Source organism: Agrococcus sediminis (genome assembly GCF_007923295.1).
Classification (GTDB): domain Bacteria; phylum Actinomycetota; class Actinomycetes; order Actinomycetales; family Microbacteriaceae; genus Agrococcus; species Agrococcus sediminis.
Genome location: NZ_VOIR01000011.1, coordinates 331,530 through 349,859, shown reverse-complemented (window position 1 = coordinate 349,859; position 18,330 = coordinate 331,530). Strand labels below are relative to the sequence as shown.

Annotated in this window: 17 protein-coding genes; 10 read left to right on the top strand and 7 right to left on the bottom strand. The window is 73.6% G+C overall.

What is annotated here, in order from left to right:
• Nucleotides 1-4: 4 nt before the first annotated feature.
• Nucleotides 5-1,129 (bottom strand): carboxylate-amine ligase, encoded by a 1,125-nt coding sequence (locus tag FQ330_RS02135; protein WP_192575810.1) that lies wholly within the window; start codon nucleotides 1,127-1,129, stop codon nucleotides 5-7.
• Between the two features lie 113 nt (nucleotides 1,130-1,242).
• Here FQ330_RS02135 and ku point away from each other — a divergent pair, with 113 nt between their 5' ends.
• The 3 genes from ku to FQ330_RS02120 all read left to right on the top strand — a co-directional run bounded on the left by ku (nucleotide 1,243) and on the right by FQ330_RS02120 (nucleotide 6,280).
• Nucleotides 1,243-2,271, top strand: coding sequence for a non-homologous end joining protein Ku (gene ku, locus FQ330_RS02130; protein WP_146354806.1), 1,029 nt, complete (start codon nucleotides 1,243-1,245; stop codon nucleotides 2,269-2,271).
• A 1-nt stretch (nucleotide 2,272) separates the two neighbouring features.
• Complete coding sequence (locus FQ330_RS02125) at nucleotides 2,273-4,744, top strand: ATP-dependent DNA ligase (RefSeq protein ID WP_225792645.1); 2,472 nt, start codon at nucleotides 2,273-2,275, stop codon at nucleotides 4,742-4,744.
• Nucleotides 4,745-5,122: 378 nt separating this feature from the next.
• Entirely contained in the window at nucleotides 5,123-6,280 is a 1,158-nt protein-coding gene (locus FQ330_RS02120) for an acyl-CoA dehydrogenase family protein (RefSeq protein WP_146354804.1), read from the top strand.
• A gap of 266 nt (nucleotides 6,281-6,546) precedes the next feature.
• On the opposite strand, the gene FQ330_RS02115 is transcribed toward FQ330_RS02120, so the two are convergent.
• The gene (locus FQ330_RS02115; RefSeq protein ID WP_146354802.1) at nucleotides 6,547-7,065 is read right to left on the bottom strand and encodes a DinB family protein; all 519 of its coding nucleotides are present in this window, start codon (nucleotides 7,063-7,065) and stop codon (nucleotides 6,547-6,549) included.
• 100 nt (nucleotides 7,066-7,165) lie between these two features.
• Here FQ330_RS02115 and FQ330_RS13160 point away from each other — a divergent pair, with 100 nt between their 5' ends.
• The 6 genes from FQ330_RS13160 to FQ330_RS13440 all read left to right on the top strand — a co-directional run bounded on the left by FQ330_RS13160 (nucleotide 7,166) and on the right by FQ330_RS13440 (nucleotide 13,261).
• Nucleotides 7,166-7,303, top strand: a complete 138-nt coding sequence (locus FQ330_RS13160) for a hypothetical protein (protein ID WP_192575809.1) — start codon at nucleotides 7,166-7,168, stop codon at nucleotides 7,301-7,303.
• Between the two features lie 260 nt (nucleotides 7,304-7,563).
• Nucleotides 7,564-8,748 carry a thiolase family protein gene (locus tag FQ330_RS02110; RefSeq protein ID WP_146354800.1) on the top strand — a complete coding sequence of 395 codons (1,185 nt, stop codon included), beginning with the start codon at nucleotides 7,564-7,566 and terminating at the stop codon, nucleotides 8,746-8,748.
• Complete coding sequence (locus FQ330_RS02105; protein WP_146354798.1) at nucleotides 8,745-9,503, top strand: enoyl-CoA hydratase/isomerase family protein; 759 nt, start codon at nucleotides 8,745-8,747, stop codon at nucleotides 9,501-9,503. Before FQ330_RS02110 ends, FQ330_RS02105 begins: the two co-directional genes overlap by 4 nt.
• Nucleotides 9,500-10,438 carry a 3-hydroxyacyl-CoA dehydrogenase family protein gene (locus tag FQ330_RS02100; RefSeq protein WP_146354796.1) on the top strand — a complete coding sequence of 313 codons (939 nt, stop codon included), beginning with the start codon at nucleotides 9,500-9,502 and terminating at the stop codon, nucleotides 10,436-10,438. Before FQ330_RS02105 ends, FQ330_RS02100 begins: the two co-directional genes overlap by 4 nt.
• Nucleotides 10,439-10,625: 187 nt before the next feature.
• Entirely contained in the window at nucleotides 10,626-12,716 is a 2,091-nt protein-coding gene (gene paaZ, locus FQ330_RS02095; protein WP_225792644.1) for a phenylacetic acid degradation bifunctional protein PaaZ, read from the top strand.
• A gap of 155 nt (nucleotides 12,717-12,871) precedes the next feature.
• Entirely contained in the window at nucleotides 12,872-13,261 is a 390-nt protein-coding gene (locus FQ330_RS13440) for a nuclear transport factor 2 family protein (RefSeq protein ID WP_225792643.1), read from the top strand.
• 48 nt (nucleotides 13,262-13,309) lie between these two features.
• On the opposite strand, the gene FQ330_RS13665 is transcribed toward FQ330_RS13440, so the two are convergent.
• From FQ330_RS13665 to paaI, 5 genes are all read right to left on the bottom strand, one after another.
• On the bottom strand, nucleotides 13,310-13,984 hold the full coding sequence (locus tag FQ330_RS13665; RefSeq protein WP_164877067.1) for a transglycosylase family protein: 675 nt from the start codon (nucleotides 13,982-13,984) through the stop codon (nucleotides 13,310-13,312).
• Between the two features lie 201 nt (nucleotides 13,985-14,185).
• On the bottom strand, nucleotides 14,186-14,656 hold the full coding sequence (locus tag FQ330_RS02080) for a nucleotidyltransferase domain-containing protein (protein WP_128188964.1): 471 nt from the start codon (nucleotides 14,654-14,656) through the stop codon (nucleotides 14,186-14,188).
• Between the two features lie 2 nt (nucleotides 14,657-14,658).
• Nucleotides 14,659-15,270 carry a TetR/AcrR family transcriptional regulator gene (locus FQ330_RS02075; protein ID WP_128188965.1) on the bottom strand — a complete coding sequence of 204 codons (612 nt, stop codon included), beginning with the start codon at nucleotides 15,268-15,270 and terminating at the stop codon, nucleotides 14,659-14,661.
• A gap of 37 nt (nucleotides 15,271-15,307) precedes the next feature.
• The gene (gene paaK, locus FQ330_RS02070) at nucleotides 15,308-16,612 is read right to left on the bottom strand and encodes a phenylacetate--CoA ligase PaaK (RefSeq protein ID WP_225792642.1); all 1,305 of its coding nucleotides are present in this window, start codon (nucleotides 16,610-16,612) and stop codon (nucleotides 15,308-15,310) included.
• A gap of 118 nt (nucleotides 16,613-16,730) precedes the next feature.
• Complete coding sequence (paaI, locus tag FQ330_RS02065) at nucleotides 16,731-17,186, bottom strand: hydroxyphenylacetyl-CoA thioesterase PaaI (RefSeq protein ID WP_225792641.1); 456 nt, start codon at nucleotides 17,184-17,186, stop codon at nucleotides 16,731-16,733.
• 114 nt (nucleotides 17,187-17,300) lie between these two features.
• Here paaI and paaA point away from each other — a divergent pair, with 114 nt between their 5' ends.
• Nucleotides 17,301-18,287, top strand: coding sequence for a 1,2-phenylacetyl-CoA epoxidase subunit PaaA (gene paaA / locus FQ330_RS02060; RefSeq protein WP_146354790.1), 987 nt, complete (start codon nucleotides 17,301-17,303; stop codon nucleotides 18,285-18,287).
• The last annotated feature ends 43 nt before the right edge of the window (nucleotides 18,288-18,330 follow it).

Here is an 18,330-nt window from a genome sequence, read left to right as displayed (position 1 = left end):
GCGCCTACTCGACGACCGGGGAGTCGGCGAAGCTCGTCCGCAGCAGCCGCTCGAGCGCCGGCAGCCCCTCCGCGAGCGCCGCGCGCTGCCGCGCGGCGCCGTTGCCGGCGGCTCGCGTGCGCTCGAGCAGCGACTCGACCCGGCCCCGGTCCCCCGCCGCGTCGAGCGCGGGCGAGGCGGCCTCGAGCATCCGCTCGATCACGTCCCAGGCGGGGGCGACGGATGCGGTGGTCGGGTCGACGAGGCCGGCGTCGAGGCCGTGCCGGGCCGCGTGCCACACCGCGGCGTCGAGGTGCTCGGCGTGGGCTGCGGCCGGGTCGTGCGGCAGCGCCCCGGCGGCGGCCGTCTCGACGAGCGCGCGCGTGAGCAGCGCCGCCTCGATCGTGTCGTCGGCGCTCAGCTGCGCGTCGAACACGCGCAGCTCGACCGTCGGGTAGCGCTCGGCGAGCCGCATCATCCAGGCGATCGCGCCGCTGTCGAGGGTCGTGCCGAGCCCGACGAGTGCCGCGACCCGGCGCTCGTAGTCGGCGGCGTCGGCGAAGTCGGGCGGCACCGACGCGGTCGTGAAGCGGCGCCCGACGAGCGTGCGCCAGCTCGCGAAGCCGGTGTCGCGGCCGGCGAAGCACGGCGAGTTGGCGGTGAGGGCGATGAGCGGCGCGAGCCACGGCCGCAGCGCGCGCATGATCAGCACGCCCTCCTCGCGCGAGGCGATGCCCACGTGCACGTGCAGCCCCTGGATGCTGTGGTCGGGGCGCACGGCGCCGAGCTCCGCCACGAAGCGCTCGTACCGCTCCCCCTCGGCGACGCTCGAGACGCCCGGTCCGTGCGGGGTGCCGATGCTCGCGGCGATGAGGCCGCGCCGCCCGGCGGCGCCGGCCAGCACGCGCCGCCACTCGCGCACCACGCGGTCGGCCGCCGCGGCGTCGTCGAGCACCGGCGACGAGAACTCGAGCTGCGCGCGTAGGAACTCGTGCCCGACCCAGCCGTACGACGCATCCAGGTCGGCGATCTCCTCGATCACCGCATCGGCCACGTCGACGGGCGCGAGCGTGCCCGGCTCGAGCAGCACGACCTCCTCCTCGACGCCGAAGGTGCGGGGCGTGCGCCGGTTCGGCAGCAGGACCGTCATGCCCCGGATCATGCCGCACACGCCTGCGCGCCGCCAGGACGACCGCCGCCGGCGCCGCGAACCTGGGAAACGGGCCCCTGGTGCCTCCCAGCCCCGTGGGCGACAGTGTCTGCATGCGCGCGATCTGGAAGGGCTCCATCACCTTCGGCCTGGTGAACGTGCCCGTGAAGCTGTACTCGGCGACCGAGGAGCACGACCTGCAGCTCCATCAGGTGCACGACGCCGACGGCGGCCGCATCCGGTACGAGCGCAAGTGCGAGGTGTGCGGCAAGAAGGTCGCCTACGAGCACATCGACAAGGCCTACGACGACGGCGAGCAGACCGTCGTGCTCACCGACGACGACTTCGCCGCGCTGCCCGCGGAGCGCAGCCGCGAGATCGAGGTGCTCGAGTTCGTGCCCAACGAGCAGATCGACCCGATCCTGCTCGACCGCAGCTACTATCTCGAGCCCGACTCGAAGAGCCCGAAGGCCTACGTGCTGCTGCGGCAGGTGCTCGAGGACACCGAGCGCACCGCGATCGTGCGCATGGCGCTGCGGCAGCGCACCCGGCTCGCTACGATGCGGGTGCGCGACGACGTGCTGCTCGTGCAGACGATGCGCTGGGCCGACGAGGTGCGGGCGGCCGAGTTCGCGAGCCTCGACGCCGACGTCACGGTCGGCAAGCGCGAGCTCGACCTCGCGAAGTCGATCGTGCGCGAGCTCGAGGCCGACTTCGACCTCGACAGCCACGTCGACGAGTACCAGGAGCAGCTGCGCACCCTCGTCGAGGCCAAGCTCGAGCAGGGCGACGCGCTCGACACGGCCGCGACCTTCGGCGAGACCGACGACGAGGAGGGCGGCGAGGTCATCGACCTGCTCGAGGCCCTGCAGCGCTCGGTCGAGAAGAAGAAGGCGGTGTCGGATGCCTCGGGCGGCGCCGCGTCGTCGTCGGAGGCCGATGCGGGGTCGGGATCCTCCGCGCGGAAGCCGGCCGCGAAGGCGCCGGCGAAGCGCGCCGCGGCGAAGTCGGGCTCGTCGTCGGCAGCGACGAAGAAGCCCGCGGCGAAGGCGCCGGCCGCGAAGAAGCCCGCGGCGAAGGCGAGTGCGGCGAAGACGGCGGCGGCGAAGAAGCCGGCCGCGAGCAAGCGGAAGTCCGCCTGACGTGGCGGCGGCCGACCGGATCGTCGTCGGCGGCCGGAGCCTGCGCTTCTCGAGCCCCGACAAGGTGATGTACCCGGCCACGGGGACGACCAAGCGCGACGTGCTCGAGTACGTGCTGCGCGCATCCGACGTGCTCATCGCGCACGCGGGCGGGCGCCCCGTCACGCGCAAGCGCTGGACGGAGGGCGTCGGCACCGAGCGCAAGCCCGGGCAGGTCTTCTTCCAGAAGACGCTCGAGCGGGGCGCGCCCGACTGGGTGCAGACCGTCGAGCTGCAGCACTCGACGGGGCCGAAGCAGTACCCGGTGCTGTCGGAGCCGGCCGTGCTCGCGTGGATGGCGCAGATGGGCGCGCTCGAGCTGCACGTGCCGCAGTGGCGCATGCTCGACGGCGAGCGGCACGGTGATGATCCCCCTCGGCCCGACCGGCTCGTGCTCGACCTCGACCCGGGGCCGGGCGCCGACCTCGACGACTGCGCGCAGGTGGCGCTGTGGGTGCGCGAGCTGCTCGAGGACGTCGGCCTCCACCCGATGCCCCTCACGAGCGGCTCGAAGGGCATCCACCTCTACGCGCGGCTCGACGGCACCGTGACGAGCGAGCAGGCGAGCGAGGTGGCGCACACGCTCGCGCGATCGCTCGAGGCGATGCACCCCGAGCTCATCGTGAGCGACATGAAGAAGTCGCTGCGCGAGGGCAAGGTGCTGCTCGACTGGAGCCAGAACTCCGGCTCGAAGACCACCGTCGCGCCCTACTCGCTGCGCGGGCGGCTGCGGCCCACCGTCGCCGCGCCCCGCACGTGGGCCGAGGTCGAGGCGGGCGGGCTCGAGCAGCTCGAGTACGACGAGGTGCTCGCCCGGCTCGAGCGCGACGGCGACCTCATCGCCGCCCTCGACCCGCCGCCCGACCGGCTCGCGAAGTACCGCGGCATGCGCTCCGCGCACCGCACGCCCGAGCCCGTGCCCGCCGAGCCGCCCGCGCCGACCGACGGGCGCTCGTTCGTCATCCAGAAGCACCGCGCGAGCCGGCTGCACTACGACTTCCGGCTCGAGCAGGACGGCGTGCTCGTGTCGTGGGCGGTGCCGAAGGGGCTGCCATCGACGCCGAAGCAGAACCGCCTCGGCGTGCAGACCGAGGACCACCCGCTCGAGTACGGCTCGTTCGAGGGCACGATCCCGAAGGGCGAGTACGGCGCCGGCGTCGTCGAGATCTGGGACGCGGGCACGTACGAGCTCGAGAAGTGGCGCGACGACGAGGTCATCGCGACGCTCCACGGGCAGCCCGACGGCGGCCTCGGCGGCGACCCGTACCGGTTCGCGCTCATCCGCACCGACGCCGACAAGCGGCAGTGGCTCGTGCACCGCATGAAGGAGCAGGACGCCGAGCGCGACGCACGGCTCAAGGGCTACGCGCCGTCGAAGGCGTCGGCGGCGCGGGGCGGCGAGGACGACGATTCGTCGGCGGCCCCCGCGACCGCGCCGAAGCGGCGGCTCGGCGCGAAGGCCGACCGCTCGCGAGGCAGGGCCGACCGGCCGACCGACCTGCGGCCGATGCTCGCGACGCAGTCGGAGCCATCCGCGATCGACGACGAGCGCGAGTGGTCGTTCGAGGTGAAGTGGGACGGCTGGCGGGTGCTCGTCGACCGGCGGGGCTCCACGGTGCGACTGCTGAGCCGCAACGGTCGCGACCTGTCTGGCGCGTTCCCCGAGGTCGTCGAGGCGGTGCCGGCCTCGATCGAGGCGGATGCGGTGCTCGACGGCGAGGTGGTGATGCTGAAGCGCGGCGCGGCCGACTTCGCGGCGCTGCAGGAGCGCGGCGGGCTCTCGGGGCGACAGGCCGCGCGCGCCGCGAAGGCGACGCCGGCCACGCTCATCCTGTTCGACCTGCTCGAGGTCGACGGCGAGCGCCTCGTCGACGAGCGGCTCGACGAGCGCCAGTCGCGGCTCGACGGGCTCGTGCACGAGAGCCGCCGCGTCAAGATCTCGAAGCCGCTGCGCGGCCGGCTCGAGCGCATCCTCGAGGCGACCGCCGAGCGCGGGCTCGAGGGCATCATGGCCAAGCGGCACGACAGCCGCTACAAGCCGGGGCGGCGCAGCGACGACTGGCGCAAGCTCAAGCACCAGCAGTCGAAGGAGGTCGTCGTCGTCGGCTGGCTTGAGGGCAACGGCTCACTCGCCGGCACCGTCGGCTCGCTCGTGCTCGCGCTGCCCGGCGAGGACGGGCGGATGCGCTACGCCGGCCGGGTGGGCACGGGCTTCTCGGGCAAGGACCGCGACCGGCTGCGCGACGAGCTGCGGCCACGGCGCACCGTCCCCGCGATCGACGGGGTGCCGAGCGACGTCGCGCGGAAGGCGAACTGGGTGCGCGCGGCCGTCGGCGAGGTCGAGCACACCGAGCAGACGGCGTCCGGCGCGCTCCGCCACCCCGTCTGGCGCGGCCTCCGCCCCGACAAGGCCCTCGCCGACCTGAACCCGTAGCCCCCTCTCCGCCGGTCGAGCCGACGGCCCTCCGGGCCGTCGAGTCGAGACCACCCACGCCCCCGCCCCCTCCGCCGGTCGAGCCGACGGCCCTCCGGGCCGTCGAGCCGAGACCACCAGCACCCCCGCGCCCTCCGCCGGTCGAGCCGACGGCCCTCCGGGCCGTCGAGCCGAGACCACCCGCGCCCCCGCCCCCTCCGCCGGTCGAGCCGACGGCCCTCCGGGCCGTCGAGTCGAGACCACCCGCGCCCCCGCGCACAACGCAAGCCCGCCCGCCCGATCTCCCCGCGCATCCGCCGCCGCCCCCGCACCCGCTGCGAAAGCCGCCTCCCGGGCTTGCGTTGTGCGCGCACGCCCGCGGCGCGGCAGACTGCCGCCATGACGACCGACCTGCTCGACCTCGAGTCGCTGCTCACCGACGAGGAGCGTGCCGTGCGCGCCCGGGTGCGCGCGCTCGTCGACCGCGAGATCCGCCCGCACATCGCCGACTGGTTCGAGCGCGCCGTGTTCCCGCGCGAGCTCGTGCCCGCGCTCGCCGCCGAGGGGCTGCTCGGCATGCACCTGACCGGCTACGGCTGCGCGGGCCGCAGCGCCGTCGAGTACGGCATCGCGATGCAGGAGCTCGAGGCCGGCGACAGCGGCATCCGCACGTTCGTCTCAGTGCAGGGCTCGCTCGCCATGACCGCGATCGCGAAGCACGGCTCCGAGGAGCAGCGCCAGACGTGGCTGCCCCGCATGGCCGCGGGCGAGGCGATCGGCTGCTTCGCGCTCACCGAGCCGGATGCCGGCAGCGACCCCGCCGCGATGCGCACCGTCGCGCGGCGCGACGGCCACGACTGGGTGCTCGACGGCGCCAAGCGGTGGATCGGGCTCGCCTCCATCGCCGACCTCGCCGTCGTGTGGGCGCAGACCGACGAGGGGGTGCGCGGGTTCCTTGTCGAGACGTCGTCGCCAGGCTTCACCGCGACGCCGATCGAGCCGAAGCTCTCGATGCGCGCCTCGATCCAGTGCGACATCGCCCTCGACGGGGTGCGGGTGCCCGAGTCGATGCGACTGCCGGATGCGCATGGCCTGCGGGCGCCGTTCGAGTGCCTGGGCGAGGCGCGGTTCGGGATCGCCTGGGGAGCGCTCGGCGCGGGACGGGACGCGCTCGAGGGCGCGCTCGCCTACGCCGGCGCGCGCGAGGTCTTCGGGCGCCCGCTCGCCGGCATGCAGCTGACGCAGGCGCGGCTGGCCGAGATGGTGCTCGCGCTGCAGCAGGCGCAGCTGCTCGCGCTGCACCTCGGGCGGCGGAAGGACGCCGGGCTGCTGCGCCCGCACGAGATCTCGATGGGGAAGCTCGCCTCGGTGCGGGCCGCGATCGACGTGTGCCGCGAGGCGCGGGCGCTGCTCGGCGGCAACGGCGTGACGCTCGAGCACTCCGCGATGCGGCATGCGGCCAACCTCGAGAGCGTGCGCACGTACGAGGGCACCGACGAGGTGCACACGCTCGTCATCGGGCAGGCGCTGACGGGGCTGAGCGCGTTCCGGGGCTGAGGCGCCGTGCGCTGGTCGAGCCGGCCTGCGCCCGTCCCTCCGCTGGTCGAGCCGCCCCGCGCCCGCCCCTCCGCCGGTCGAGCCGACGCACGCCCGCCCCTCCGCTGGTCGAGCCGGCGCACGCCCGCCCCTCCGCCGGTCGAGCCGGTCCGCGCCCGCAGGGCGCGGGCCGAGTCAGGCGGCCGCGCGGCTCGACCGGCGGGTGCTCAGGGCCGCGCGGCTCGACCGGCGGGTGCTCAGGGCCGCGCGGCTCGACCGGCGGGTGCTCAGTGCCGCACGTCCCAGATGTGGTGCTCGAGGTCGTGGAGCGCGTAGACGAGCAGCGTCTCGACGGTGAAGACCGAGCCGTTGGAGCGCCTGCCGGGCCGCTCCCACGCATCCGCCGGCACAGCATCCGCCGCGTTCGCCAGGCTCGTGGCGGCGACGTCGACCTCGGCGGCCACGTGCTCGGGCTCCTGGCCCGCGTAGTCGCCGTCGATCGCCGCCTGATCCTGATCCCAGTTCGCGAACTCCGGGTCGTCCTCGTGCAGCAGCTGCTCGAGCCGGCCCTGCATCACGCGGCAGACGTCGCGCACGTGCGCTGCGTACTCGAGCGGCGACCACGTCGCCTCGTCGGGGCGCTCGGTGACGCCCTCGCCGTGCATCCGCTGGTGCATCGCCGCCGCGGCATGGCGGATGCGCCTGCCGAGGTCGTCGCGGTCGACGTCGAGCGGGTCGAACCCGCACTCGGGGCAGCGCTCGTGGAGCACCCAGGTCCAGTCCTTGGTGTCGGGCTCGATCGGCATGCGGCCAGCCTGGCACGGCGGCGCGGATCATCCCAGCGGATGATCCGGCAGCGCCCGCCGGAGGACGCGGCGGCCGGGCCCCGATTCCTAGCGTCGGAGCATGGCACTCACCACCCTCGCGTCCGTCGCCCTCTCCGTCCTGGCGCTCGCCGCCGTCACCGTCGTCGTGGTCGGCGCGGTCGTCATCGGCATCGCGCAGCTCGGGCGCGCGCGGGCAGGCCGCGCGGCGCAGCGCTGACCCGCGGGTCTCGGCCAGCCGCTGCCCACCGTTCGTCAACCGGCTCCGCGTCGCGCCGGCCGGATAGTCCGGTCGGCGTCGCACCTGGCCGGTCGACGAACGACGTGCCGCGGAGCAGGGCCAGCCGCAGGGCGCGCGGCGCCGGACGGCGTCTCCATGTTGCGGGCGGCATCGTCGGCGGCCTACTGTATTCCTGAACGATCGGTCACTAATTCGCGACCGGTCGCATCACCTGCAGTGACGACGGAGTCAGGAGTCCCATGCCCGAGGCCTTCCTCGTCGGCGGCGCGCGCACCCCGGTCGGCCGCTACGGCGGCGCCCTCGCCGGCATCCGCCCCGACGACCTCTCAGCTCTGGTCGTCGGCGAGGCCGTCGCCCGCGCCGGCCTCGATCCCGCCCTCATCGACGAGGTGATCCTCGGCGGCGCCAACCAGGCCGGCGAGGACAACCGCAACGTCGCGCGCATGGCCGTCCTGCTCGCGGGCCTGCCCGACGCGGTGCCGGGCATCACCGTCAACCGCCTGTGCGCATCCGGCATGTCGGCGATCATCATGGCGTCGCAGATGATCCGCGCCGGCGACGCCGACGTGGTCGTCGCGGGCGGCGTCGAGTCGATGACGCGCGCACCCTGGGTGCAGGCCAAGCCCGAGAAGGCGTGGGCGAAGCCGGGCGAGGCGTTCGACACGTCGATCGGCTGGCGCTTCGCCAACCCGCGGCTGCTCGCCCGCGACAAGGCGACCTTCTCGATGCCCGAGACCGCCGAGGAGGTCGCGCGCGTCGACGGCATCACCCGGGACGACGCCGACGCCTTCGCGCTGCGCTCGCACGAGCGCGCGATCGCCGCGATCGACGCCGGCCGCTTCGCCGGCGAGATCGTCGCGGTGCCGACGCGGGCCGGCGACGTGACCGTCGACGAGGGCCCGCGCCGCGAGACGACGATGGATGCGCTCGCGCGCCTGCGGCCCGTCGTGGCCGGCGGGTCGGTGGTGACCGCGGGCAACGCGTCGAGCCTCAACGACGGCGCATCGGCGATCGTGGTCGCGAGCGAGGCGGCCGTCGCCCGGCTCGGCCTCGCGCCGCGCGCCCGCATCGTCGGCGGCGCGAGCGCCGGCATCGCGCCGGAGATCATGGGGCTCGGCCCGGTGCCGGCGACCGAGAAGCTGCTCGCCCGCACGGGCGTCGCGATCGACCAGATCGGCGCGGTCGAGCTCAACGAGGCCTTCGCGACGCAGTCGCTCGCGAGCATGCGCCGGCTCGGCCTCGACGACGCGATCGTGAACGCCGACGGCGGCGCGATCGCGCTCGGCCACCCGCTCGGCTCCTCCGGCTCGCGGCTCGTCGTCACATTGCTCGGCCGCATGGAGCGCGAGGGCGCCGACCGCGGCCTCGCGACGATGTGCGTCGGCGTCGGCCAGGGCACCGCGATCCTGCTGGAGCGGGTGTGAGCGAGACGCTGCGCATCGAGGAGCGCGACAGCCACGTGCTGGCCGTGCTCGACCGGCCCGAGAAGCGCAACGCGATCGACCAGGAGCTCGTCGACGCGCTGCACCGGCTGTGCGCCCGGCTCGAGGTCGAGCGCCGCACGCTCGTGCTCGCCGGGTCCGGCGGCACCTTTGCGGCCGGCGCCGACATCGCGCAGCTGCGCGAGCGGCGCGCGACCGACGCCCTGGCCGGCATCAACACCCGCTGCTTCCAGCGCATCCGGGCCCTGCCGATGCCGGTGATCGCGGTGCTCGACGGCTACGCGCTCGGCGGCGGCGCCGAGCTCGCCTACGCCGCCGACATCCGCATCGGCACGCCGACGCTCACGATCGGCAACCCCGAGACGGGCCTCGGCATCATCGCCGCGGCCGGCGCCACCTGGCGCCTCAAGGAGATCGTGGGCGACGCCCTCGCGAGCGAGATGCTGCTCACCGGGCGCCTGCTGGGCGCCGACGAGGCGCTCGCCGCGGGGCTCGTCAGCGCGGTGCTCGAACCCGAGGCAGCGCTCGCCCGCGCGGTCGAGCTCGCCGACCGCATCGCCGCGCTCGACCCGGCAGCGACGCAGGCGACGAAGCGCTCGCTGCTCGCCCCCGCGAGCGCGCACCCCGAGATCGACCTCGCCGAGCAGGCGGTGCTCTTCGAGAGCCCCGAGAAGCACCGGCGCATGACGGCGTTCCTCGAGCGCCGGTCGGCCAAGCGCACCCAGGAGACCCGATGACCGATGTGACGGATGCGGCGGCCCCCGACGGCGGGCACGGCACGGCCCGCACGAGCCCGGCCGCCGACGACACCGACGCACAGGTCGGCGCCGGCGCCCCCGAGCGCGTCGGCGTGCTCGGCGGCGGCCGCATGGGCGCCGGCATCGCGCACGCGTTCGTGCTCGCCGGCAGCCAGGTGGTCGTCGTCGAGCGCGACGAGGCGGCGGCCGACGCCGCCCGCGAGCGCGTCGCCGCGAGCCTCGCGACGAGCGTCGAGCGCGGCTGGGCCGAGCCGCTCGACGAGCTCGAGGGGCGCCTGAGCGTCGCCGTCGACGTCGCCGCGTTCGCCGGCTGCGGCCTCGTCGTGGAGGCGGTGCCCGAGGACGAGGGGCTGAAGGCGGATGCGCTCGCCCGGGTCGAGGCGGTGCTCGACGACCGCGCTGCGCTCGCGAGCAACACGTCGTCGATCTCGATCGACCGGCTCGCGCGCGGCCTCGCCCGCCCCGAGCGCTTCCTGGGGCTCCACTTCTTCAACCCGGTGCCCGCATCCGCGCTCGTCGAGATCGTGCTCGGCGACGCCACCGAGCCGCGGCTCGCGAACGACGCGCGCGCCTGGGTGGAGGCGATCGGCAAGGCGCCGGTGATGGTGCACGACGCGCCCGGCTTCGCCAGCAGCCGGCTGGGCGTCGCGCTCGGGCTCGAGGCGATCCGCATGGTCGAGGAGGGGGTCGCGAGCCCCGGCGACATCGACACCGCGATGGAGCTCGGCTACAAGCACCCCGTCGGCCCCCTGCGCACGACCGACATCGTCGGGCTCGACGTGCGGCTCGGCATCGCCGAGCAGCTGCACCGCGAGCTCGGGCCGCGCTTCGAGCCGCCGGCGCTGCTGCGCCAGATGGTCGCCGAGGGCCGCCTCGGCAAGAAGAGCGGGCGCGGCTTCTACGACTGGGACTGACCCCCGCTGGTCGAGCAGCCCCCGCAGGCGGCGTGTCGAGACCAGTCGCGACAACCGAACACACCGCACTCCGTCTCGATACGGCCCTTCGGGCCTACTCGACGAACGGGGAGGACCGAGCACACCGCACTCCGTCTCGACACGGCCCTCCGGGCCTACTCGACGAACGGGGAGGAGAGGATCGACGATGACCGACACGATGACCCAGGCCCGACTGCTGCCCAGCTACATCCAGGACGCCTGGTGGGAGCCGACCGAGGCCGACGCCGCCGACGCGACCGTCGTGCGCGACGCCTCGACCGGCGAGGAGGTCGTGCGCGTCTCGACCACCGGCCTCGACACCGCCGCCGCGCTCGAGCACGCCCGCACCGTCGGGCAACACAGCCTCGCGCCCCTCACGTTCCACCAGCGCGCGATCCTGCTGAAGCAGATGGCGCTCGCGCTCACCGAGCGCAAGAGCGAGCTGTACGAGCTCTCGAGCCGCACCGGCGCGACGAAGAGCGACTCGTGGGTCGACATCGACGGCGGCATCGGCGTGCTCTTCACCTACTCGTCGAAGGGGCGGCGCGAGATGCCGCAGTCGACGATCTACCTCGACGGCCCCGTCGAGCCGCTGTCGAAGGACGGCTCGTTCCTCGCCCGCCACATCTGCACGACGCTGCCCGGCGTCGCGGTGCAGATCAACGCCTTCAACTTCCCCGTCTGGGGCTCGCTCGAGAAGCTCGCACCGGCGTTCCTCGCCGGCATGCCCACGCTCATCAAGCCCGCCACGCCCACCGGCTACGTCGCCGAGCACATGGTGCGCATCCTCGCCGAGTCGGGCCTGCTGCCCGCGGGCGCGATCCAGCTCGTCTCGGGCTCCGCGCGCGACCTCATGGACCACCTGCGGCTCGGCGACACCGTCGGCTTCACCGGCTCCGCATCCACCGCCGACTCGCTGCGCCGCCACGAGGCCGTGCAGGCCCGCGGCGTGCGGTTCACTGCCGAGACCGACTCGATCAACGCCTCGGTGCTCGGCCCTGACGCGGTGCCCGGCACGCCCGAGTTCGACGCCTACGTGCGCGGCCTCGTCGCCGAGATGACGGCGAAGGCGGGCCAGAAGTGCACGGCCATCCGCCGCGCGGTCGTGCCGACGGGCATGACGGATGCGGTGGCCGACGCGGTGCGCGAGCGCATCGCCGCGAAGGTGGTCGTCGGCGACCCGCGCGCCGAGGGCGTCACGATGGGGCCGCTCGCCTCCACCGAGCAGCGCGACGAGGTGCTGCGGCAGGTGATGAAGCTGCGCGAGGGCGGCGGCCAGATCGTGGTCGGCGGCGACGCCGGGCACGTCACGCTCGCCGACGGCTCGCTCGGCGAGGCGGCGGGCGGCGCGTTCGTCGCGCCGACGCTGCTCGCCTTCGACGACCCGGGGGCGGATGCGCTGCACGAGATCGAGGCGTTCGGCCCGGTCTCGTCGCTCGTCGAGTACGGATCGCCCGAGCAGGCCGCCGAGATCGTCGCCCGCGGCGGCGGCTCGCTCGTGACCTCGGTCGCCTCGCACGACCCCGCGTTCGTCAGCGAGCTGACGCGCCGCATCGCGCCGCACAACGGCCGCATCCTGCTGCTCGACCGCGACGACGCTCGCGCCTCGACCGGGCACGGCTCGCCGCTGCCGATGCTCGTGCACGGCGGGCCGGGCCGCGCCGGCGGCGGCGAGGAGCTCGGCGGCATCCGCTCGGTGCTCCACCACATGCAGCGCACGGCCATCCAGGGCTCGCCGACCATGCTGACGGCCCTCACGGGCGTCTGGCACCCGGGGGCGACGGCGTCGACCGAGGCGCCGCATCCGTTCCGCAAGTCGCTCGCCGAGCTGCGCATCGGCGACCAGGTCGTCTCGGAGCGGCGCGAGATCACGCTCGACGACATCGAGCACTTCGCCGACTTCACGGGCGACCGGTTCTACGCGCACATGGATCAGGAGGCCGCCGAGGCCAACGCGTTCTTCCCGGGACGCGTGGCGCACGGCTACCTGCTGCTGTCGTTCGCGGCGGGCCTCTTCGTCGAGCCGGCGCCGGGCCCCGTGCTCGCGAACACGGGCCTCGACAACCTGCGCTTCATGACGCCGGTCTCCCCCGGCGACACGCTGCGGGTGACGCTCACGGCGAAGCAGATCACGCCGCGCGAGACCGACCCCTACGGCGAGGTGCGATGGGATGCGGTGCTCACGAACCAGGACGACGAGACCGTCGCGCAGTACGACCTGCTGACCTACGTCGCGAAGGAGCAGCCCGCGGCCTGAGCGGCCGCGCACACCGGCCTCCGGTACCGATTCGCGGAAGCGAGCCCGCACGACCCGCGAGTCCGTACCGGAGCACATCCAGCCCCCAAGTCGCCCCTGGCGCCCGCCCGACCGCGGGTCGACAATGCGGCTACAGCGTGACGAGGGGGTGCACCGTGGACGGTGCCGACAGGAACGCGCAGCACGAGGCCGTCGTCGAGCGGCTCATCGCCTGCATCAACGAGGGCCGCATCGAGGTGATGGACGAGCTCTTCCACGAGGATGCGGTGATGGACTGGCCGCAGTCGGGCGAGCGGGTGGTCGGCGGCGAGAACCGCCGCGGCGTCTACCGCGCGTTCCCGCAGCTGCCGACGATCACGCCGCGCCGGATCGTGAGCGCCGGCGACCTCGTCGTGGCCGAGGCGACGCTCGACTACGGCGGCCCCGTCTACAAGACGGTCTTCGTCTTCGAGTTCCGGGGCGACCGCATCGCCCGCGAGACGGCCTACTGGAGCGAGCCGTTCGACCCGCCCGACTGGCGCTCGCGCTGGGTCGAGGTGGCCTGACAGCACGAAGGGCGGAGACCCGACCGGATCTCCGCCCCGTGCGACCGATCACTCGGCGGGCAGCACGAGCTCCTGGCCGACCTCGATGTGGTCGGGGTTCTCGACGATGTCCTGGTTCACGGCGAAAAGGCCGAGCCAGCCGGTCTCGATGTCGTGCGACTTGGCGATCGCGAACAGCGAGTCGCCGGCCTCGACCGTGACGCGCTCATCCGACGGCTCGACGTCCGGCAGTTCGTAGCTGGCGGGCGCGGCCGGTGCGGCCTGCGCGGCCGGAGCGGCCTGGTCGGCCGCCGGCGCCTCGGCGGGCGCGGCCTGCTGCGTGGCGGTGTCGACGGGCGTCGAGCTCGGCTCGGCGGCGCCCGAGGCGCCGATCTGCACCGAGCACGAGGGCCATGCGCCCCAGCCCTGGCCGGCGAGCGTGTTCTCGGCCACGCGGATCTGCTCCTCGCGCGACGCGTCGGCCGGGTTGCCCGAGCCGCCGTAGGCCTGCCAGGTCGAGAGCGAGAACTGCAGGCCGCCGTAGTAGCCGTTGCCCGTGTCGATCGACCAGTTGCCGCCCGACTCGCACTCGGCGAGCGCGTCCCAGGTGGCGTCGCTCGCGGCGTTCGCCGCGGTCGGCACGAGCATCGCGCCCGCGAAGACGGCCACGCCGGCGGCCGTCACGGCTCCGCCGCGCAGGAATCGCTTCGATCGGCGGGCGTCGTCGGTGGTGTGCTTCTGCATGAGCTGAACTCCACGGCCCCGTCTCGGCGCGCGTTCCCGCGCATCCGACCGCCCGACCGGAATGACTCGATTCGATGGCGCGGAGGACTCCAGGGGCGGATGCGACGGCCGTCCTTCGCGGTTCAAGCCAGCCACGCTACCAAAGATCACGATTCGATAACAATCGTGCGCATCCGGCATGTCCGCGCTCGGCGCTCGCGCTCAGCGCTCCAGGCGTCGCAGCTGCGCGAGGTCGTGCAGGTCGACCGCGCGCGGCTCGTAGCCCTCGCGCAGCTGCAGCAGCCGAGCCGCCGACGCGACCACGACCGCGCGCCCGCCGATCGATCCCCTCGTGCGGTCGGCGGCACGGTGCACCAGCTCTCCCCCGTCGAGCAGCGCCTGCACGCCGTCGCCGCCCGGCAGGATCCGCATCGGGTGCAGGTCGACCCGCCGCTCCTCCGCGGCGAGCTCGATCCGCACCGGCAGCCAGTCGTCGACCACGGCATAGCCGCGCTCCCGCAGGGCGGCGACCGCATCCGCGAGCGCGCGCTCGTCGAGGAAGACGTCGAGGTCGCGGTGGGGCCGGGTCTCGCGACCGACCAGCGCATCCACCGCCCAGCCGCCGTTGCACTGGTAGACGACCTCCCGCCGCTCGAGCCAGTCGACGAACCAGACGACCTCCTCCGGCGGCACGGCTACAGCGAGGACGGCTCGCGCAGGCCCGTGCGCACGAGCTCGAGGACCGAGTCGGCGAGCTGCTGCGGCGTGATCGGGCCGTCGGGGCGGTACCACTCGACGATCGAGTTGACCATGCCGAAGGTGAGCCGCTCGGCCACGCGCGGGTCGATGTCGGGCCGCAGCGTGCCCTCGGCTCGCGACTGCTCGAACATGGCGCGCAGCTTGCGGTCGATCTCGCGCCGACGCCGCAGCGCCTCGAGCTCGATCGGGGTGTTGCCGCGCAGCCGCAGCAGCAGCGTGACGAACGCCCGGTGCTCGCACAGCACGAGCACCGCGCCGCGGATGACGTGGCGGATGCGGTCGACGACCGGTCCGCTCGTCGCCTCCGGTGCGTCGAAGACGGCCTCGAGCGCGTCGAGCGCCTTGCCGAGGGCGACCTCGAGCATCTGCTCCTTCGAGGCGAAGTGGTGGTAGATCGCCGACTTCGACAGGCCGAGCCGCTCGGCGAGCACCCCGAGCGAGGTCGCGTCGTAGCCGCGCTCGTTGAACGCCTCGACGACGACCTCGAGCATCGAGTCGCGATCGTAGCCGGGGCGGCCGCGGCGGGCGGGCTCGGTGGCGGTGGTCATCGGGACATCATCTCAGCGGCGCTCGGCCGCTGGCCGGTCAGCGGAGATCGTAGACACGCTTGTACTTGCCCTCCGAGCGCGGCAGCGAGCCCGTCGGCACGATCTCCACGTCGACCGTCGTGCCGATGCGCTCCTTGACGCGCAGCTTCAGGATCTCCGCCGCGGCCGTCGACACGACCGGCTTCACGCCCGGCGTGCTCTCGATCTTCACGACCAGCCCGTCCATCCGCCCGCGCTTGACGAGCTCGAGGATGAAGTGCGGCGTGAGGTGCTCGATCTCGAGCACGATCTCCTCGATCTGCGTCGGGAAGATGTTGACGCCGCGCACGATGAGCATGTCGTCGTTGCGGCCGGTGATCTTCTCGATGCGGCGCATCGTCGACTGCGCCGAGCCCGGCAGCAGCCGGGTGAGGTCGCGGGTGCGGTAGCGGATCACAGGGAACGCCTGCTTCGTGAGCGACGTGAAGACGAGCTCGCCCATCTCGCCGTCGGGCAGCTGCTCGCCGGTCTCGCCGTCGATCACCTCGGGCAGGAAGTGGTCCTCCCAGATGGTCGGGCCGTCCTTCGTCGACGCGAACTCGCTCCCGACGCCCGGCCCCATGACCTCCGACAGCCCGTAGATGTCGACCGCGTCGAGGCCCGTCCGCCGCTCGAGCTCGGCCCGCATCTCGTTCGTCCACGGCTCGGCGCCGCAGATCGCCACCTTGAGCGACGTCTCGCGCGGGTCGAGCCCGGCCTCCTCGAACGCATCCGCGATCGTCAGCAGGTACGAGGGCGTGCACATGATCGCGTCGGGCTCGAAGTCGCGGATGAGCTGCACCTGCCGCGCCGTCTGACCGCCCGAGACGGGGATGACGGTCGCGCCGAGCCGCTCGATGCCGGCGTGGGCGCCCTGGCCGCCGGTGAAGAGGCCGTAGCCGTAGGCGTTGTGCACCTTCATGCCGGGCCGCACGCCGGCGGCGCGCAGCGAGCGCGCGACCACGTCGGCCCACACGTCGAGGTCGTCCTTCGTGTAGCCGACGACCGTCGGCCGGCCGGTCGTGCCGGATGAGGCGTGGATGCGCGCCACCTGCTCCATCGGCACCGCGAACATGCCGAACGGGTAGGAGGCGCGGAGGTCCTCCTTGCTCGTGAACGGCAGCCGCTGCAGGTCGTCGAGCGCGCGGATGTCGTCGGGGTGCACGCCCGCCTCATCGAGCTTCCGCGTGTACGTCGGCACGTTCGCGTAGGCGTGGCGCACGGTCTGCTGCAGCCGCTCGAGCTGCAGCGCGCGCAGCTCGTCGAGCGTGAGGCGCTCGCCGGCGTCGCGGAGGTCGGCGGATGCGGTGGGCTGGTCGAGCATCGTTGCTCCTGTCTCTGCGGTCATCGAGGAGGCGGAAGGGCCGTGTCGAGATGGCGATCGGTCGTGGTCTCGACACGCCGCCTGCGGCGGCTGCTCGACCGACGGGGGATGGGGTGGGTCAGGCGGGGCCGCCGGCGCCCTCGGGCGCGGCGGGGGCGGTGCGGTTGGTGGAGAAGGAGCGGCCGCGGAACTCCGCGACCGTCTCGCCGGTCTCGTCGACGATCGTGACGTCGTAGAGCCCGTTGCGGCCCGATCGCCAGCGCCGCTCGGCGGTGGCCGTGAGCGTCTGCCCGGCGTGGGTGGCCTTGGCGAAGGTGATGTCGGCGCCGGATGCGACCGTGACGGTGGCGTCCTCGTTGCACGCGTAGGCGAAGGCGGTGTCGGCGAGCGTGAAGACCAGGCCGCCGTGCGTGATGCCGAAGCCGTTCACCATGCGGTCGGTGACCGGCATGGTGAGCACGGCGCGGCCGCGCGCGAGCTCGGCGATCTCGATCCCGAACGCCTCCTTGGCGCGGTCGGTTTCGGCCATGACCGTGGCGAGCCACGTGTCGTCCCGGGTCGTCTGCAGTGCCATGCGCGCTCCGTTGCGTCCGCTCTCCGGGCCCCGTTGCAGGCCCGCATGCGGCCAGTCTATACTTACTGAACGTTCGGTCACTAATTCCGGACCGTGATGGAGACGGAGTCGACGATGACGCTCACCGCACCCGACGCATCCGCCCGCATCGACGCGGAGCAGGAGGCCGAGCTGCAGGCGCGCTTCGACGCGCTGATCGAGGCAGACCAGCGCATCGAGCCGCGCGACTGGATGCCCGACGCCTACCGGAAGACGCTCATCCGGCAGATCTCGCAGCACGCGCACTCCGAGATCATCGGCATGCAGCCCGAGGGCAACTGGATCTCGCGCGCGCCGAGCCTGAAGCGCAAGGCCATCCTCATGGCCAAGGTGCAGGACGAGGCCGGCCACGGGCTCTACCTCTACTCGGCCGCGCAGACGCTCGGCATCAGCCGCGACGAGATGACCGAGCAGCTCATCACCTCGCGCGCCCGCTACTCGTCGATCTTCAACTACCCGACGCCCACGTGGGCCGACATGGGCGCGATCGGCTGGCTCGTCGACGGCGCCGCGATCTGCAACCAGGTGCCGCTGTGCCGCGCCTCCTACGGCCCCTACGGCCGCGCGATGGTGCGCATCTGCAAGGAGGAGTCGTTCCACCAGCGGCAGGGCTTCGAGATCCTGCTCGAGCTGAGCCAGGGCACCCCCGAGCAGCACGCGATGGCGCAGGAGTCGGTCGACCGCTGGTACTGGCCCGCGCTCATGATGTTCGGCCCGCCCGACGACGAGTCGCCCAACTCGGCGCAGTCGATGGCGTGGAAGATCAAGCGCTTCTCGAACGACGAGCTGCGCCAGCGCTTCGTCGGCATGCTCGTGCCGCAGGCGGAGGTGCTCGGGCTCACGCTGCCCGACCCGAACCTGCGCTGGAACGAGGAGCGCCAGGCCTGGGACATGTCCGAGATCGACTGGACCGAGTTCAACGAGGTGCTCGCCGGCCGCGGCCCCGCCAACGCCCAGCGCATCCAGCACCGCCGCGACGCCCACGAGGAGGGCGCGTGGGTGCGCGAGGCCGCCGCGGCCTACGCCGAGAAGCAGGCCGCCCGCGAGCGCGTCGCCGCCTGACCCCACCGACACGACGTCGAGCTTCCCCGAACCCCGGGTCTCG

Coding starts and splice junctions, on each gene's coding strand:
- FQ330_RS02135 (WP_192575810.1), bottom strand. CDS start 1,129: ATGACGGTCCTGCTGCCGAACCGGCGCACGCCCCGCACCTTCGGCGTC.
- ku (WP_146354806.1), top strand. CDS start 1,243: ATGCGCGCGATCTGGAAGGGCTCCATCACCTTCGGCCTGGTGAACGTG.
- FQ330_RS02120 (WP_146354804.1), top strand. CDS start 5,123: ATGACGACCGACCTGCTCGACCTCGAGTCGCTGCTCACCGACGAGGAG.
- FQ330_RS02115 (WP_146354802.1), bottom strand. CDS start 7,065: ATGCCGATCGAGCCCGACACCAAGGACTGGACCTGGGTGCTCCACGAG.
- FQ330_RS13160 (WP_192575809.1), top strand. CDS start 7,166: ATGGCACTCACCACCCTCGCGTCCGTCGCCCTCTCCGTCCTGGCGCTC.
- FQ330_RS02110 (WP_146354800.1), top strand. CDS start 7,564: ATGCCCGAGGCCTTCCTCGTCGGCGGCGCGCGCACCCCGGTCGGCCGC.
- FQ330_RS02100 (WP_146354796.1), top strand. CDS start 9,500: ATGACCGATGTGACGGATGCGGCGGCCCCCGACGGCGGGCACGGCACG.
- paaZ (WP_225792644.1), top strand. CDS start 10,626: ATGACCGACACGATGACCCAGGCCCGACTGCTGCCCAGCTACATCCAG.
- FQ330_RS13665 (WP_164877067.1), bottom strand. CDS start 13,984: ATGCAGAAGCACACCACCGACGACGCCCGCCGATCGAAGCGATTCCTG.
- FQ330_RS02075 (WP_128188965.1), bottom strand. CDS start 15,270: ATGACCACCGCCACCGAGCCCGCCCGCCGCGGCCGCCCCGGCTACGAT.
- paaK (WP_225792642.1), bottom strand. CDS start 16,612: ATGCTCGACCAGCCCACCGCATCCGCCGACCTCCGCGACGCCGGCGAG.
- paaI (WP_225792641.1), bottom strand. CDS start 17,186: ATGGCACTGCAGACGACCCGGGACGACACGTGGCTCGCCACGGTCATG.
- paaA (WP_146354790.1), top strand. CDS start 17,301: ATGACGCTCACCGCACCCGACGCATCCGCCCGCATCGACGCGGAGCAG.